Annotated in this window: 15 protein-coding genes; 1 reads left to right on the top strand and 14 read right to left on the bottom strand. The window is 73.3% G+C overall.

The window, feature by feature from the left end; all coding sequences use genetic code 11:
- Window positions 1-66: 66 nt before the first annotated feature.
- The 14 genes from AB0O00_RS15850 to AB0O00_RS15785 all read right to left on the bottom strand — a co-directional run bounded on the left by AB0O00_RS15850 (window position 67) and on the right by AB0O00_RS15785 (window position 14,284).
- The gene (locus AB0O00_RS15850) at window positions 67-417 is read right to left on the bottom strand and encodes an Lsr2 family protein (RefSeq protein WP_359965121.1); all 351 of its coding nucleotides are present in this window, start codon (window positions 415-417) and stop codon (window positions 67-69) included.
- Window positions 418-508: 91 nt separating this feature from the next.
- The gene (locus tag AB0O00_RS15845) at window positions 509-1,045 is read right to left on the bottom strand and encodes an amino-acid N-acetyltransferase (RefSeq protein WP_363652084.1); all 537 of its coding nucleotides are present in this window, start codon (window positions 1,043-1,045) and stop codon (window positions 509-511) included.
- Between the two features lie 9 nt (window positions 1,046-1,054).
- Complete coding sequence (locus AB0O00_RS15840) at window positions 1,055-1,492, bottom strand: BlaI/MecI/CopY family transcriptional regulator (protein ID WP_363652082.1); 438 nt, start codon at window positions 1,490-1,492, stop codon at window positions 1,055-1,057.
- A 283-nt stretch (window positions 1,493-1,775) separates the two neighbouring features.
- The gene (lysX, locus tag AB0O00_RS15835; RefSeq protein WP_363652080.1) at window positions 1,776-3,332 is read right to left on the bottom strand and encodes a bifunctional lysylphosphatidylglycerol synthetase/lysine--tRNA ligase LysX; all 1,557 of its coding nucleotides are present in this window, start codon (window positions 3,330-3,332) and stop codon (window positions 1,776-1,778) included.
- Between the two features lie 166 nt (window positions 3,333-3,498).
- Window positions 3,499-5,175, bottom strand: coding sequence for a hypothetical protein (locus tag AB0O00_RS15830; RefSeq protein WP_363652078.1), 1,677 nt, complete (start codon window positions 5,173-5,175; stop codon window positions 3,499-3,501).
- A 245-nt stretch (window positions 5,176-5,420) separates the two neighbouring features.
- The gene (locus AB0O00_RS15825) at window positions 5,421-6,170 is read right to left on the bottom strand and encodes a hypothetical protein (protein ID WP_363652076.1); all 750 of its coding nucleotides are present in this window, start codon (window positions 6,168-6,170) and stop codon (window positions 5,421-5,423) included.
- Window positions 6,171-6,252: 82 nt separating this feature from the next.
- Window positions 6,253-7,038: a type III pantothenate kinase gene (locus tag AB0O00_RS15820; RefSeq protein ID WP_363652074.1), complete on the bottom strand. Its 786-nt coding sequence runs from the start codon at window positions 7,036-7,038 to the stop codon at window positions 6,253-6,255.
- 49 nt (window positions 7,039-7,087) lie between these two features.
- Window positions 7,088-8,056, bottom strand: coding sequence for a carboxylating nicotinate-nucleotide diphosphorylase (gene nadC, locus AB0O00_RS15815; protein WP_363652072.1), 969 nt, complete (start codon window positions 8,054-8,056; stop codon window positions 7,088-7,090).
- A gap of 5 nt (window positions 8,057-8,061) precedes the next feature.
- A complete protein-coding gene (locus AB0O00_RS15810) occupies window positions 8,062-9,735 on the bottom strand; it encodes an L-aspartate oxidase (protein WP_363652070.1) in 1,674 nt (557 codons plus the stop codon).
- Between the two features lie 15 nt (window positions 9,736-9,750).
- Window positions 9,751-10,230 (bottom strand): aspartate 1-decarboxylase, encoded by a 480-nt coding sequence (gene panD / locus AB0O00_RS15805; protein ID WP_363652068.1) that lies wholly within the window; start codon window positions 10,228-10,230, stop codon window positions 9,751-9,753.
- A 78-nt stretch (window positions 10,231-10,308) separates the two neighbouring features.
- A complete protein-coding gene (gene panC / locus AB0O00_RS15800) occupies window positions 10,309-11,214 on the bottom strand; it encodes a pantoate--beta-alanine ligase (RefSeq protein ID WP_363652067.1) in 906 nt (301 codons plus the stop codon).
- Window positions 11,201-12,160, bottom strand: a complete 960-nt coding sequence (locus AB0O00_RS15795) for a DUF2520 domain-containing protein (RefSeq protein WP_363652065.1) — start codon at window positions 12,158-12,160, stop codon at window positions 11,201-11,203. The genes panC and AB0O00_RS15795 overlap by 14 nt, the downstream gene beginning before the upstream one ends.
- A 181-nt stretch (window positions 12,161-12,341) precedes the next feature.
- A complete protein-coding gene (locus AB0O00_RS15790; protein WP_363652063.1) occupies window positions 12,342-13,031 on the bottom strand; it encodes a response regulator transcription factor in 690 nt (229 codons plus the stop codon).
- A gap of 23 nt (window positions 13,032-13,054) precedes the next feature.
- On the bottom strand, window positions 13,055-14,284 hold the full coding sequence (locus AB0O00_RS15785; protein WP_363652061.1) for a sensor histidine kinase: 1,230 nt from the start codon (window positions 14,282-14,284) through the stop codon (window positions 13,055-13,057).
- A gap of 129 nt (window positions 14,285-14,413) precedes the next feature.
- Between AB0O00_RS15785 and AB0O00_RS15780 the strand changes: the two genes are divergently transcribed.
- A complete protein-coding gene (locus AB0O00_RS15780) occupies window positions 14,414-15,439 on the top strand; it encodes an SAM-dependent methyltransferase (protein ID WP_363652059.1) in 1,026 nt (341 codons plus the stop codon).
- Window positions 15,440-15,535: the final 96 nt, after the last annotated feature.

The following is a 15,535-nucleotide window of genomic DNA, read 5'->3' as shown; positions in this document are numbered from 1 at the left end:
GTGTGCCGTCGACGCCGTCCGCGGCCGCCGGGGCCCCGCACCCGCTCCGGTGGTCCGGGTGCGGGGTCAGGCCACGTTGGCCTTGTCGTAGGCGTCGCGCACGACGCTGGGGACGCGGCCGCGGTCGTTGACCTCCAGGCCCTGCTCCTTGGCCCACGCGCGGATCTTGGCGGTGTCCGGGGCGCTGCCCGACGGGCGGGACGCGGTGCCGCGGCCCGGCCGGCGCGGGCCGGCGAGCCGGCCGCTCTGCTTGCGGCCCTTCTCCACGTACGGCGCCAGCAGACCGCGCAGCTTGTCCGCGTTGGCGCTCTTCAGGTCGATCTCGTAGGCAACGCCGTCGAGCGCGAACGTCACCGTCTCGTCCGCCGAACCGCCGTCGAGATCGTCTTCAAGAATGACCTGCACCCTCTGTGCCACGGGCTTCCCTTTCCGCTAAACGACCCATTGCCTAAGGAAAGGAAAGCGCCTTTCACCGGAAAACACAAACCCCTGACCGGCGCGGAGCCGCTCAGAGGTGCAGCAGCATGCGTGAGTTGCCCAGTGTGTTGGGCTTCACCCGCTCCAGGTCGAGGAACTCCGCGACACCTTCATCGTACGAGCGGAGAAGTTCTTCATAGACATCCGTAGCGATCGCCGCCGGGTCTGTCGTACCATCATCGGTTTCCTGGAGCTCGCCGATCTCGACGAAACCGTGTTTCGCGAAGAACGGCACCTCGAACGTCAAGCAGAAAATCCGACGGACGCCGAGCCAGCGGGCGGTCTGCAGCAGCTTCTCCAGCAGCAGGTGTCCGACCCCGAACCCCCGGCAGGCCGGATCCACCGCGAGCGTGCGGACCTCGGCGAGATCCTCCCACATCACGTGCAGCGCGCCGCAGGCCACCACGGTGCCGTCGTCGTCGCGTTCCGCGACCCAGAACTCCTGTACGGATTCGAACAGCGTGACGGTGGGCTTGTCGAGCAGAATGCCGTCCCGCGAGTAGGCGTCGATGAGCCTGCGTACTGCCCGCACGTCCGTGGTCCGCGCGCGGCGGATGGTGACCTCCATGGCGGGACGTTATCGTGCCGCCCCGGGCGGGGTCTCCCCGGTATCCGCCCCGCCGTCCGGGGAATCCGGCCCGGCCGGATCGGGCGGGAACAGGGCGGCCACCCGCAAGGCGTCCCGCAGCGCCTCGCGTTGCTCGGGGGACATGAGGCCGAAGAAGTGCACCAGGGCCGCCGCGGGATTGTCGCTCGTGGCCCACGCGTCGTTCATGAGTGCCGCGGTGTACGCCTCGCGGGACGAGACCGGTTCATATCGATAGGCCCGGCCGGCGCGCTCGCGGCGCAGCCAGCCCTTTCTGTGCAGCTTGTCCAGGACCGTCATCACCGTGGTGTAGGCGATTTCGCGTTCCGACTGCAGATCCTGGAGAACCTCGCGAACCGTCACCGGGCGGTTCCACCGCCACACCCGGGTCATGATGGCGTTCTCAAGTTCGCCGAGTTGCCGGACCATAGTGCGGCCAGGATAGGGAGTGAATGGGGCAAATCTTGTGAAGTGCGCCAAACCGGCGCGCCGCCACCCCCGGAATCGGGAATGGCGGCGCGGCGGGCGTACGGGCGGTGGACGGCGCCGGGCGCGGGCGCGGTGGCCCGGTTCGGCGGGGTCCGGGGATCAGTCCAGGTCTTCCTTGGTCTTCTGGGCCCCGCCCTGGCTGCGCACGATGGCGCGCACCAGGAATCCGAAACCGATCGCCATGACCAGCGGCGGGACGATCGCGCTGACGTAGTCCATCAGGTCACTCCTCCTCGGTCTTCTCCGCCGCGGCGGCGGAGGCCTTCGGCTCCGGCTTCACCAGCGGGAAGAGCACGGTCTCGCGGATGTTCTTGCCGGTCAGCAGCATGATCAGGCGGTCCACGCCGAGGCCGAGGCCACCGGTGGGCGGCATCGCGTACTCCAGGGCCCGCAGGAAGTCCTCGTCGACCTGCATCGCCTCGACGTCGCCGCCGGCCGCGAGCAGGGACTGCGCGGTCAGGCGGGCGCGCTGCTCGACCGGGTCGACCAGCTCGGAGTAGGCGGTGCCGATCTCGGTGCCGAAGATGACCAGGTCCCACTTCTCGGCCACGCCCGGGATCGAGCGGTGCTGGCGGGTCAGCGGGGAGACCTCGGTCGGGTAGTCCTTGATGAAGGTCGGCCGGACGGCGTTCTCCTCCAGCAGGCGCTCGACCATCTCCAGGACGATCTGGCCGTGGCCCCAGTTCTTCTCGAACGGGATGTTGTGGTCGAACGCCAGCTTGCGCAGCTCCTCGATGCTCGTCTCCGGGGTGACCTCGACGCCGAGGCGGGCGGAGATGCCCGGGTAGACGCTGACCTCCTCCCACGGCTCGGCCAGGTCGATCTCGTGCTCGACGCCGTGCGGGTCCAGGCCCTTGATCACGGTGGTGCCGAGCGCGTCCCGGGCCGCGTTGACGATCGTCGCGCGGATCAGCTCGGCCTGGGTGTCGTAGTCGCCGTAGGCCTCGTACGACTCCAGCGAGGTGAACTCCGGGTTGTGGGTGGAGTCCGCGCCCTCGTTGCGGAAGTTGCGGTTGATCTCGAAGACCTTCTCGGCGCCGCCGACCACGAGCCGCTTGAGGTACAGCTCGGGCGCGATGCGCATGTACAGGTCGATGTCGTACGCGTTGATGTGGGTCTTGAACGGACGCGCGTTGGCGCCGCCGTGGACCGGCTGCAGCATCGGGGTCTCGACCTCGATGTAGCCGCGGTCCTCGTAGGTGCGGCGGATCGAGCGGACGACCTTGCTGCGCAGGTGCAGGATCTCGCGCGCCTCGGGGTTCACGATCAGGTCGACGTAGCGCTGGCGGACCCGGGCCTCCGGGTCGGTCAGGCCCTTGTGCTTGTCCGGCAGCGGGCGCAGGCACTTGGCGGTGAGCTCCCAGCGGTCCACCATGACGGACAGCTCGCCGCGCTTGGAGGTGATCACCTCGCCCTCGACGCCGACCTGGTCGCCGAGGTCGATGTCCGCCTTCCAGGCGGCCAGCCGCTCCGGGCCGAGCTTGTCCAGGGAGAACATCACCTGGAGGTCGCCGCTGCCGTCACGCAGGGTGGCGAAGCAGAGCTTGCCGCCGGTGCGGGAGAGGATCACCCGGCCGGTGACGCCGGCGCGCTCGCCGGTCGCGGTGTCCGGCTCCAGGTCGGGGTGCTTGGCACGCAGGTCCGCGATGGTGGTGGTGCGGGGGAAGCCGACCGGGTACGGGTCGACACCGGCGGCCCGGAGCCGGTCGAGCTTCTCGCGCCGGACGCGCATCTGCTCGGGAAGGTCGTCGGTCGCGGGAATAAGACTCTGATCGCTCACCCCACAAGGGTAGCCAGCCACACACGGTGCTCCGCCACGGGATAACCGCGTGGGGCCCGTCTTCGGACTCCCGTCGTCCGCCCAGAGCCCGGCAGACGGGAGTCCGAAGACGGGCCCCAGGGGGGAGGGCGCGTCGGGCGCCCTCCCCATGCGGGGGTGTGGAGGCTCAGCCGTTGCGGCGGGCCCGGAGGCGGCGCGAGCCGATCAGGGCGGCGGTGCCGAGCGCCACGGCGGCGGTGCTCGCGCCGGCCAGCGGCAGGACGGCGGAGCTGCCGGTGTCGGCCAGTTCGGCGCCGGCGGCCGCCTTCGCGGTGGCGGACGGCGCGGCGGTGGCGCCCGTGGCGGGCGCGGGAGCGGCCGTCGGCGTGCTGTCGGACACCGGCGCGGCGGTGGCCCCGCCGGGCCGCAGGGTGACCTTCACGAGGTCGTTGGCCGGGTTGCGGTCCCACGGCATGACGGCGGTCGGGTGGCCGTCCCCGTAGTCGCTCGCCATGTTCTGCAGCGAGACGGTGGCCACCAGTTCCCCGGTGCCCGCCGGGAGCTTCAGGCCCAGCTTGTGCGCGACGCTCGCGCCGCTCGGCATGAACCCCGAGCCGATGCCGTCGCAGGCGTACTTGTTCAGCGGCTTGTCGGACTTGCGGCCGTGGACGTAGTCGTCCGCGTGGCAGGTCTTGGGCAGGTCGGTGACGGTGACGCCCTCGGGGAGCTGCACGGTCACGTGGGGCGCGCCGTCCCCGCCGCTGCGGTCGAAGATCGACGCCGGGCCGTTGTTGCCCATCCCGGCGGTGAGGGTGCCCGCCGCACCGGCGGTGTCGGGCGCCCAGGCGCCGGTCGCCTGGAAGTCCGCGCTGCTGTCGGCCATGACCTCCTGCTCGGTGCTGTAGCCGTTCGTGTCGTTGCCGGCCGGGATCCCGTCCCCCGCGGTCTTGGTGAGGGTGGCGGGCGCGCCGGTCCCGGGCTTGAACACGAGCCGCGTGCGCAGGGCGGCCATGCCGGCGGTGCCGTACGCGTCGTCGGTGGCGAAGACCCCGTAGTCGGCGAACGTGTAGTAGGCGTCCGGGCCGACGGTGATGTCGAGGCCGTTCAGCTTGACCGCCTGGCCAGGGGCGATCTCGCCGTCGAACGTGCAGATGCCCTGCACGCTGGGCATCGGCGGGTCGTTGTTCCACGACTGGCCCTTGTCCACCGCGTACTCGCAGTTGGACGGCCAGGTGTCCACCGTGAGGCCGGCCGCCAGGTCGACGTGGACGATGGCCCGCTTGGCGGGCAGTTCCCCGTGGTTGGCGAACTCCAGGTCCGAGGGGAGCTTGGCGCCGACCTTGACGCCCTTGGCCTCCGTGGACTTGTGGGTGCGGTACCTGGCCGTGCCGACGTCCACCCGGAAGTCCGCCGTGCCGGTCTCGGCGCCGGGGGCGCTGAGGGTCGCGTGGACCGTCCCGCTGGAGCCCGGCTTGGCACCGGCGACGGCGCTCAGCCACAGGTGGGTGGTGAGGTTGATGTTGTCGTGCTCCAGCCGGCCGATGGTGCAGGTGATGACCTTGCCGGCGGTGGTGCAGCCCGGGGCGTCGAGGGTGGCCAGGCCGTCGAGGCCGGAGACGTCGAGGGCGAGCTTGGCGTCCGTGACGACGCCGGTGCCGGTGCGGCCGATGCGAAGGAAGACGTTCTCGCCGGACGGCTGCGGAGCCACCGGCTGGCTCGGGATCTGCAGCGAGCCGGACGACGGGATGACCTTGAGCTGCTGGCCGGCCGCATGGGCCGGCACGGCCGCGGTGCCGACGGACAGCGCGGCGACGATGGTGGCCGCACCCGCGCCGAGCGCTCGGCGCGTGCGAGTCGGGTTCACGTGATTCCCCCGGATCGAGTGAGTGTGACTCCGCGACTTTTGGGTACGGCCCCCCGGTCGTCAACCGGGTCGATCCCGTATCAATGCGCGCAGGACCGGACCGAATGCCCGGCGCGGGGCGTGAAGGTTATGAAGATGTGACCGGCATTCGGAGGGGGGCATTGCCGGAAAGTCGACACATGGACAGGCACATGGATGAGGGAGGCCGCTTCTCGCGGCCTCCCTTTCGCGTTGCCCGTTCCGGATCAGCCGGTGCCGGTGGCGAGTTCGACGTCCTCGGGGCCCGGCGCCGGCGCCGGCGTCGCGGGCGGGGCCGGCCGGGCGGGGGGCTTGGGGCGGCGGCCGAAGAGCTCCGCCGGCGTGGGCATCCGGTGCGGGCGGTCCGGGTCCTGCGGGGCTGCGGGCCGCTCGGCGGGGGAGTCGCTGCTCATCGTGATCCGTCCTCCAACAGGGGTGGGGAGACTGCTCGGTGGTGCGGCGGGGTTCGGTACGGCCACCAGGTGGCGCGGCTGGCCGACGGTGCGGGCGAGCCGCTCGCGGACGGCGGCCTCGGCGAGCGCGTGGCAGCGGCCGGCCAGCCGGGAGCGGCGGGAGCGCTCCAGGTGGCCGCAGGGCTGGCGGGTGAGCCCGCGCAGCGCGGTGAGGTCCTCGGGGCCGGGCAGGTAGCCGTCGGTCACGGCCTCCTCCAGGCGCTCCAGGTAGCCGGTGGCGCTGCCGGGCAGCGCGGCCCGGTAGCGCACGAGGTCGGCGAGCAGGAAGGCGCGCAGCCGGCCGCCCTCCTGGACGGCCTCGTCGATCGCCTCGGTCAGGCGCAGGGCGTCCTGGACGTCCTCGGCCCAGAGCTCGGCGCCCGGGCCGGCGCAGGCCGTCCGGTCGGGGGCCGGGAGGTGGCCGGGGGCGGCGGGGTGCAGTGCTTGGGCGAGGGCGCGGCGCAGCACGCGGACTTCGTCGGCGCTGAAGGCCATGCCGCCGCGCGATCCGTGTGGCGTAGGCATGGGCTGACACTACGTGAGGAATATCCGATTTGTCGGTAACGTCGCGCCGATGCCCCACGTTCGGCCCGACGGAACGGCCCGGTCAGCTCGGGCGGTTGCGCTCCCAGACGAGCCGCAGGCCGATGAGGGTGAGCCAGGGCTCGTGGACGTCGATGCTGCCGGCCTCGCCGAGGACCAGCGGGGCGAGGCCGCCGGTGGCGATCACCTGGACGTCGTCCGGGTCCTTGGCGAGCTCCTTGGCCATCCGGTCGACCAGTCCGTCGACCTGGCCCGCGAAGCCGTAGAGGATGCCGGACTGCATGCCCTCGACGGTGTTCTTGCCGATCACGTTGCGCGGCCGGGCCAGCTCGATCTTGCGCAGCTGGGCGCCGCGGACGCCGAGCGCCTCCACCGAGATCTCGATGCCCGGGGCGATCGCGCCGCCCACGTAGTCGCCGCGGGCGTTGACCGCGTCGAAGGTGGTGGCGGTGCCGAAGTCGACCACGATGCACGGCCCGCCGTACAGGTGGTTGGCGGCCAGCGCGTTGACGATCCGGTCGGCGCCGACCTCTTTCGGATTGTCCATCAGGACGTGCACGCCGGTCTTCACGCCGGGCTCCACGATCACCGCGGGGACGTCGCCGTAGTAACGGCGCGTCACCTCGCGGAGCTCGTGGAGCACGGCGGGGACGGACGAGCAGATCGCGAGCCCCTCCACCGTGGCCTCGCGGGCCGCGGTGTGGTTGCCCATCAACCCCTGCAGCAGCACCGCCAGTTCGTCGGCCGTGCGGCGCGGATCGGTGGAGATCCGCCAGTGTTCCACCACGTCCTCGCCGTCGAACAGGCCGAGCGTGGTCTGGGTGTTGCCGACGTCGATGGTGAGGAGCATGGGGCGCTTTCTGCGAGTCGGGGCGGGTCCTGGCGTCGTCTCCCGACGGTCAGGCGCGCAGGTCCAGGCCGATGTCCAGGATCGGCGAGGAGTGCGTGAGCGCGCCCACGGCCAGGTAGTCGACACCAGTCTGGGCGACCTCGCGCGCGGTGGCCAGGGTGAGGCCGCCGGAGGCCTCCAGCCTGGCCCGGCCGGCCACCAGCGCGACGGCCTCCTTGAGCTGCCCGACCGTGAAGTTGTCCAGCAGGATCAGGTCCGCCCCGGCCTCCAGCACCGGCGGGATCTGCTCCAGGGTGTCCACCTCGACCTCGACCGGCAGGTCGGGGTAGGCGGCCCGGACGGCGCGGAAGGCCTCGGCCACACCGCCGGCCGCGACGACGTGGTTGTCCTTGACCAGCGCGGCGTCGGACAGAGCCATCCGGTGGTTGGCGCCGCCGCCGCAGCGGACCGCGAACTTCTCCATCGCGCGCAGGCCCGGGGTGGTCTTGCGGGTGTCCCGCACGACGGCGCCGGTGCCCTCCAGGGCGTCGGCCCAGGCGCGGGTGGCGGTGGCGATGCCGGACAGGTGGCAGAGCAGGTTGAGCGCGCTGCGCTCGGCGGTCAGCAGGTCCCGGGTGCGGGAGCGGATCGACAGCAGCACCTGGCCGGCCTCGACCCGGTCGCCGTCCTCGACGTGCCGCTCGACCTCGAACTCCTCCTCGCAGACCAGCGAGACGACCGCCTCGGCGATCCGCAGGCCCGCCACGACGCCGGCCGAGCGGGCGGTGAAGTCGGCGGTGGCGACGGCGTCGGCGGGCACGGTGGCGACCGAGGTGACGTCCTCGCCGCCGGCCAGGTCCTCGGCCAGCGCCAGGGTGGCGACGTCCTCGACCTCGATCGGGTCCAGCCCGGCCTGCTCCAGGAGCTCGGCCAGCTGCGGGTCGAGCCCGGTCTCGTAGCCCTCGCCGTCCCCGCAGGCGCAGCCGTCGCCGCAGCCGCCCTGGTCGGCCAGGGGGAGTTCCTCGTGCGAGTGGGACATGGTTCTCAACGCTCCTCGGGGGTGCTGACGGGGTCGCCGGCGGCGGTCAGGTGGGTGATCAGGTGGCGTTGCCACCGGGCGTCGTCGCGCTCGGGGAAGTCCTCGCGCCAGTGGCAGCCGCGGGTCTCCTCGCGCTGCGCGGCGGCGGCGACCAGGGCGGTGGCGACGAGCAGCAGGTTGGCCGCCTCCCAGGTCTCCACCCGCGGGTCGGCGGGCTTCTCCTCGGCGACGTGCGCGTAGGCCTGCTCGGCGAGCATGGTGAGGCCGGCCGCGGTGTCGGCCATCGACGCGGCCGAGCGCAGCACGCCCGCGCCGCGCGACATGAGCCGCTGGATCTCGGCGCGCGCCTCGGACGGCGGCAGCGGCACCGGCTGCGCGGCGCGCGCGGCGGTGACGTCCACCGAGCGCTCTGGCAGGTCCTCGGCCCGGTGGCGGCCGGTCAGGTCGGCGGCGATCCGCTCGGCGAAGACCAGGCCCTCCAGCAGCGAGTTGGACGCCAGCCGGTTGGCGCCGTGCACCCCGGTGCAGGCGACCTCGCCGCAGGCGTACAGGCCGGGGACGGTGGTGCGGCCGTGCCGGTCGGTGCGGATGCCGCCGGAGGCGTAGTGCGCGGCCGGGGCGACCGGGATCGGCTCGGTGACCGGGTCGACGCCGTGCGCGCGGCACGAGGCGAGGATGGTCGGGAAGCGCTGCTCCCACATCGCGGCGCCGAAGTGCCGCCCGTCCAGGTACATGTGCTCGGCGCCCTGCTCCTGCATGCGCCGGGTGATCGCCTTGGCGACGATGTCGCGCGGGGCCAGCTCGGCCAGCTCGTGCTGCCCGACCATGAACCGGACGCCGTCCGCGTCGACCAGGTGGGCGCCCTCGCCGCGGACCGCCTCGGAGACCAGCGGCTGCTGGCCCTCGGCCTCGGGGCCGAGCCAGAGCACGGTGGGGTGGAACTGGACGAACTCCAGGTCCGTGACGGCGGCGCCGGCCCGCAGCGCGAGCGCCACGCCGTCGCCGGTGGAGACCGCCGGGTTGGTGGTGGCCGAGAAGACCTGGCCCATGCCGCCGGTGGCGAGCACCACGGCGGGGGCCCGGACCGCGCCGACGCCGTCGTGCTGGCCCTCGCCCATGACGTGCAGGGTGAGGCCGGCGGCGTGGCCGTCGGCGTCGGTGAGCAGGTCGAGCACGAGCGCGTGCTCGATCAGTTCGAGGCCGGGGTCGCTGCGGACGGCGGAGACCAGGGCGCGCGATATCTCGGCGCCGGTGGCGTCCCCGCCGGCGTGCGCGATCCGGCGGCGGTGGTGGCCGCCCTCGCGGGTGAGCAGGATCTCGCCGTCCTCGCCGCGGTCGAACGCGGCGCCGGTGGCGATCAGCCGGCGGACGGCGTCCGGGCCCTCCGTGACGAGGGTGCGCACGGCGTCCTCGTCGCAGAGCCCGGCGCCGGCCACCAGCGTGTCGTCCAGGTGCTGCTCGGGGGTGTCCCCCTCGCCCAGGGCGGCCGCGATGCCGCCCTGGGCCCAGCGGGTGGAGCCGTCGTCCAGCATCGCCTTGGTGACCACCATGGCCCGCAGGCCGGCCTTGCGGACGTTGAGGGCGACGGTGAGACCGGCCACCCCGGAGCCGACCACGACCACGTCGGTCGTCGTCGTCCAGCCGGGGGCGGGGGCGGTGAGGCGGTGCTTAACGGGCATGGCTCAGTGGCTCCTTCAGCGCGTGGCCGTCGTGGCCGCGCCGTCTGCGCCACGGTACGCGCCCCCAGCCTGACGGCTGGGCGGTGCCCCCAGGTCACCGCGCAGCAGTCCGCTGCCCTCCGGGGCGTCCGCCGGGTCGCCGCCGAGGCCGGTGATCCGGTTCTGCTCGTCCACGAAGACGATCTTCGGCTCGTAGCCCTTGGCCTCGGCCGTGTCCATCTGCCCGTAGGCGATGAGTATGACGAGGTCGCCGGGGTGGACCAGGCGGGCGGCGGCGCCGTTGATGCCGATCACGCCGGTGCCGCGCGGGCCGGCGATGGTGTACGTCTCCAGCCGGGCGCCGTTGTTGATGTCGACGATGTGGACCAGCTCGCCGGGGAGCAGGTCGGCGGCGTCGAGCAGGTCCTCGTCCACCGTGACCGAGCCGACGTAGTGCAGGTCGGCCTGGGTCACGGTGGCCCGGTGGATCTTGGACTTGAGCATGGTGCGGAGCATTGCGGGTCACGCCTCCTGTGAGTGCATGCCTAAAAGGGGTCTTACTAGCGAACGATTCTGTGCTTGATGGTCATCTGCCTAGCGGCAGATGACGTGAACGTTGTCGATCAGGCGGGTCGAGCCCACCTTCGCGGCGACGGCCAGCACCGCCTCGCCCTGGAAGTCGTCCGCCGCCTCCGTGAAGGCGTGCGGGTCGATCAGGGCGAGGTAGTCAAGGGTGACACCTTCGGCAGTGTCGAGGACGGCCGCGGCGGCCTCGCGCACGGCCTTGGGGCCCTGCGCGGCGACGTCCCGGCCCGCGAACAGGGCCTTCGAGAGGACGAGGGCGCGCTCGCGCTCCTCCGCCGAGAGGTAGCGGTTGCGCGAGGACAGCGCCAGGCCGTCCTCCTCGCGGACGGTCGGCACGCCGACGATCTCGACGTCGAAGTCCAGGTCGGCGACCATGCGCTGGATGACCGCCAGCTGCTGGGCGTCCTTCTCGCCGAAGAGGGCGAAGTCCGGGTCGGTGATGTGCAGCAGCTTGGCGACCACGGTGAGCACGCCGTCGAAGTGGCCGGGGCGGGTGGCGCCCTCGAAGCGCTCGCCCATCGGGCCGGCCGCCAGGCGCACCTGCGGCTCGCCGTTCGGGTAGACCTCGTCGACGGAGGGCGCGAAGACGACGTCGGCGCCGTTCTCCTCGGCCAGCTTCACGTCGTCGTCGAGGGTGCGCGGGTAGCGCTCCAGGTCCTCGCCGGCGCCGAACTGCAGCGGGTTGACGAAGACCGTCACCGCGACCCGGCCCTCGGGGCCGACCTGCTTGCGGGCGGCCCGGATCAGCGCGGCGTGGCCCTGGTGCAGGGCGCCCATGGTCATCACGACGGCGTTGTCGACCGGCCGCTCGTCCGGCCAGAACGCGGCCTCGAAGTCGTCCACGGTGCGGGTGACGACGGCCCGGTGGACCTTCGGCGTCCGCTGGGGCTTGTTCGACTGCTTACCGCGTGCCATGGGGGTTCTCCTCGTTCAGTACGTCCAGCAGTGCCGCCGCCGACGGTGCGTCGAGCGTCCCGTTGGCGAGCGCCCGCTGCGCGGTGGCGCGGGCCATCGCCCGGTAGGCCGCCGGGATGTCCGGGGACACCGTACTGAGCTGCGCCAGGTGGCGCCGAACGGTGCCCGCGTCGCCCCGGGCGACGGGGCCGGTGAGGGCCGCGTCGCCGGAGCGCAGGCTGTTGTCCAGGGCCGCGCCGAGCAGCGGGCCGAGCAGCCGGCCGGGCTCGGCGACGCCGGCCGTGCGCAGCAGCTCCATCGCCTGCGCGACCAGCGTGACCAGGTGGTTCGCGCCGTGCGCGAGGGCCGTGTGGTAGAGCGGGCGGACCTCCTCGGGCACCCACTCGGGCTCGCCGCCCATCTCCACGACGAGCGCCTCGGCGACCGGCCGCAGCTCGGCGGGCGCCGTCACGCCGAACGGGCAGCCGGCCAGCCGGTCCAGGTCGACGGAGGTGCCGGTGAAGGTCATCGCCGGGTGCAGGGCGAGCGGCAGCGCACCGGCCCGGGTGGCGGGCTCCAGGATGCCGACGCCGTGCGCGCCGGAGGTGTGCACGACCAGCTGGCCGGGGCGGATCGCGCCGGTCGCGGCGAGGCCCGCGACCAGGTCGGCCAGGGCGTCGTCGGGGACGGTCAGCAGGACGAGGTCGGCGGCGGCGAGCACCTGGGGCGGGGTGACGATCCGCACGCCCGGCAGCAGCGACTCGGCGCGCCGGCGCGAGGTGGCGGAGACGCCGGAGGCGGCGACCACGGTGTGCCCGGCGAGCTGCAGGGCGGCGCCGAGCGCGGGGCCGACCCGGCCGGTGCCGACCACGCCGACGGCCAGCCGGGCCGGGCGGTTGCCGGGGTCGCGCGGGTCGCCGAAACCGTCGTCGAGCGGGCCGAGACCGGCGAAGTCGGACGAACTCATGCGCCCGCCTCTCCCCCAGCCTTGGCGGCTGGGAGGTGCCCCCATCGCTCGGCAGGGGCATTCGCCCACACGCGCCTCTTGATGGTTCGCTCGCTGCGCTCGCTCACGCGCCCACCCTTGTCCTGAATGACCGTTCCAGTCCTCACGGGTACCGGACGTACCGCCCCAGTGTACGGGCGCGTCAGTCCCCGGCCCCGGCCCGGATGAGTCCGGCCTCGTAGGCGAGGACCACGGCCTGGACCCGGTCGCGCAGGCCGAGCTTGGCCAGGATCCGGCCGACGTGGGTCTTCACGGTGGCCTCGGAGAGCACCAGCCGGGCGGCGATCTCGCCGTTCGACAGGCCCTGGGCGACCAGCAGGAACACCTCCCGCTCGCGGTCGGTGAGCGGGCCGAGGACGTCCGACCCGGGGGCGCTCTGCGGGGTGGGGAGCACCTCGGCGAAGCGGTCGATCATGCGGCGGGTGGTGGTCGGCGCGACCACGGCGTCGCCGCCGTGCACGGCGCGGATCGCGGCCACCAGCTCGGTCGGCGGCACGTCCTTGAGCAGGAAGCCGCTGGCGCCGGCCTTGAGCGCGGCGAAGGCGTACTCGTCCAGGTCGAAGGTGGTGAGGATGAGCACGTGCGGGGCGTCCGGCAGCGGGCTGCCGTCCTCGGCGAGGCAGATCCGGCGGGTGGTCTGCACCCCGTCCAGGCGGGGCATCCGGACGTCCATGAGGATCACGTCGACCGGCGTGTGCTTCAGCTTCTCCAGGGCCTGGGCGCCGTCGCCGGCCTCGGCGGCGATCTCGATGTCGCCCTGGGACTGCAGGATCATCCGGAAGCCGGTGCGCAGCAGCTCCTGGTCGTCGACGAGCATCACGCGGATGGTCAAGGTGGCTCCTAAGGGGGCGGGGTTCAGTGGGCCGTCTTCAGCGGCAGGACGGCCCGGATCCGGAAGCCGCCGCCGGGGCGGGGGCCCACGTCGAGGCTGCCGCTGACCATGCCGACCCGCTCGCGCATGCCGATCAGGCCGTGGCCGAGGCCGTCCACGCCGCCGGAGGCGAGCTGTTCGTCGGTGGTGCCGCGGCCGTCGTCCTCGACGAGGACGGCGAGTTCGCGCTCGCCGAAGTCGACCGCGACCCGGGCGTGCACGTCGGGGCCGCCGTGCTTGCGGACGTTGGTCAGCGCCTCCTGGACGATCCGGTAGACCGTGAGCTCGACGCCGCGCGGCAGTTCGCGCGGGTGGCCGGAGGTCGCGTAGTCGACCCGCAGGCCCGCGGTGCGGACCTGCTCCAGCAGCTCGGGCAGCTCCTCGACGCCCGGCTGGGGCACGTACTCCTCGGCGGTGTCGGCGGTGCGCAGCACGCCGAGCAGGCGGCGCATCTCGACCAGGGCCTGGCGGCCGGTGGAGGCGATCGTGCCGAGCGCCTCCTTGGCCTGCTGGGGCGAGTTGTCGAGGACGTAGGCGGCGCCGTCGGCCTGGACGATCATGACGGAGACGTTGTGCGCGACGACGTCGTGCAGCTCGCGGGCGATCCGGGCCCGCTCGGCGGCGACGGCGACCTTGGACTGGGCGTCGCGCTCGCGCTCCAGCCGGGCGGCGCGGTCCTCCAGCTCGACGAGGTAGGCGCGGCGCACCCTGGTCAGCCGGCCCCAGGCCCAGCAGAGGATGAACGGGGTGCTCATCAGCAGCATGATGAGCACCGCCTCGCCGACGCTGTACGGGGTGCGGACGACACTGTTGCCGTCCTCGGCGATGTGCGTCTTGGCGGGGTTCATCCGCCAGTAGGCGAGCGGCCCGGCGCAGATCCCGGCGGCCAGGGCCAGCCGGGACGTCCAGGTGTGGCCGAAGGCGGCGCCGGTGTAGGCGAACACCAGGTAGGCGATGGAGGAGGCGGCCGGGTCGACGTTGAAGGCGACCTGGCCGAGGGCGACCGCGGTGGCCGCGGGCACCGTGACGTCGGCGAAGCGGCGGCGGAAGACCATCAGCGCGGGCAGCACGACCGCGGTGGCGATCTGGGCGTCGAACCGCCAGCCCCCGGGGGAGTCGGCGTTCGGCAGGAGGCCGAAGAAGAGCACGATCGCCGCCCAGGCGGCGTCGACCACCATGGGGTGACGGCGGAGCCAGGCGTTGAGTCGATGCACGTCTCAAGCGTAGGCAGTCGCACGACCGGTCCAGGTCCGCCGGTAGGGCGATCCGCCCTACTCCGTAGGTCGGAGAAGCGCCGGCACCGGTTGGGGAGGTGCCCGGGGTGGCCGGTAGCGTCGCGCCCCATGACGTGGATGCGGTGGGCGCCCGCCATGGAACGGGCCCTGTACGACCAGGAGGCGGGCTTCTACCGCAGGCCGGAGGGCCCGGCGGGGCACTTCCGCACCTCGGTGCACGCCTCGGCCGGATTCGCCCGTGCGGTGGCCCGGCTGCTGCTGGAGGTTGACGCGGCCCTCGGCCGTCCGGAGGAGCTGGCCTTCGTCGACGTCGGGGCCGGGCGGGGGGAACTCCTCGTCGGGGTGCTGGACGCCGTCCCGGAGGACGTGCGCGCGCGGCTGCGCCCGTACGGCGTGGAGGTGGCGGACCGCCCGGCCGGACTGCCGTCCACAGTCCTGTGGACGAGCGAGGTGCCGCGCGGCGTCACCGGGCTGCTGTTCGCGAACGAGTGGCTGGACAACGTGCCGCTGGACGCCGGCGAGGTGGACGGGGACGGGGTGCTCCGGTACGTCGAGGTGGAGACGGAGTCGGGCCTGGAGCGGCTCGGCGAGCCCGTCTCCGCGGCCGACGCCGCCTGGGCCGCCCGCTGGTGGCCGGTCGAACACCCCGGGGACTTCGTGGAGTTCGGCGGCCCGCGGGACGCCGCCTGGGCGCACGCCGTCGCCGGGCTGGAGCGCGGCCTGGCCGTCGCCGTCGACTACGGGCACACCGCCGACCGCCGTCCGCCGTTCGGCACGCGCGCCGGCTTCCGGGAGGGCCGCGAGGTGGCTCCCGTGCCGGACGGCTCGTGCGACGTCACCGTGCACGTCGCGCTCGACTCGATCGCCGTCCCCGGTCTCCACAGCCTGTGGACGACGCAGCGCGAGGCCCTGCGCGCCCTCGGCGTGAGCGGCGGGCGCCCCCCGCTCGCCCTCGCCTCCAGCGACCCCGCGGCCTACCTGCGGGCCCTCGGCGGCGCCGGGGAGGCGGCCGAAATCACCGACCCCGCGGGGCTGGGCGCCTTCGGCTGGGTCTTGCAGAGCGTCCGCATGCCACCCCTTGAGATTTGGCAGGGGCGGCGAGCTTGGAGCTCCCGGCGGGATGGCACACTCTGAACCCATGAGGGAGACCACGGTCGGCATCGGGGCGGGAGCCGAGAACGTCACGGGCGAGGCGGGCACCACCGACATGGTGCTCAACATCGGCCCGCA

This window comes from Kitasatospora sp. NPDC093558 (assembly GCF_040683475.1).
In the GTDB taxonomy this organism is placed as follows: domain Bacteria; phylum Actinomycetota; class Actinomycetes; order Streptomycetales; family Streptomycetaceae; genus Kitasatospora.
This window is presented reverse-complemented; position numbering and strand designations above follow the sequence as displayed.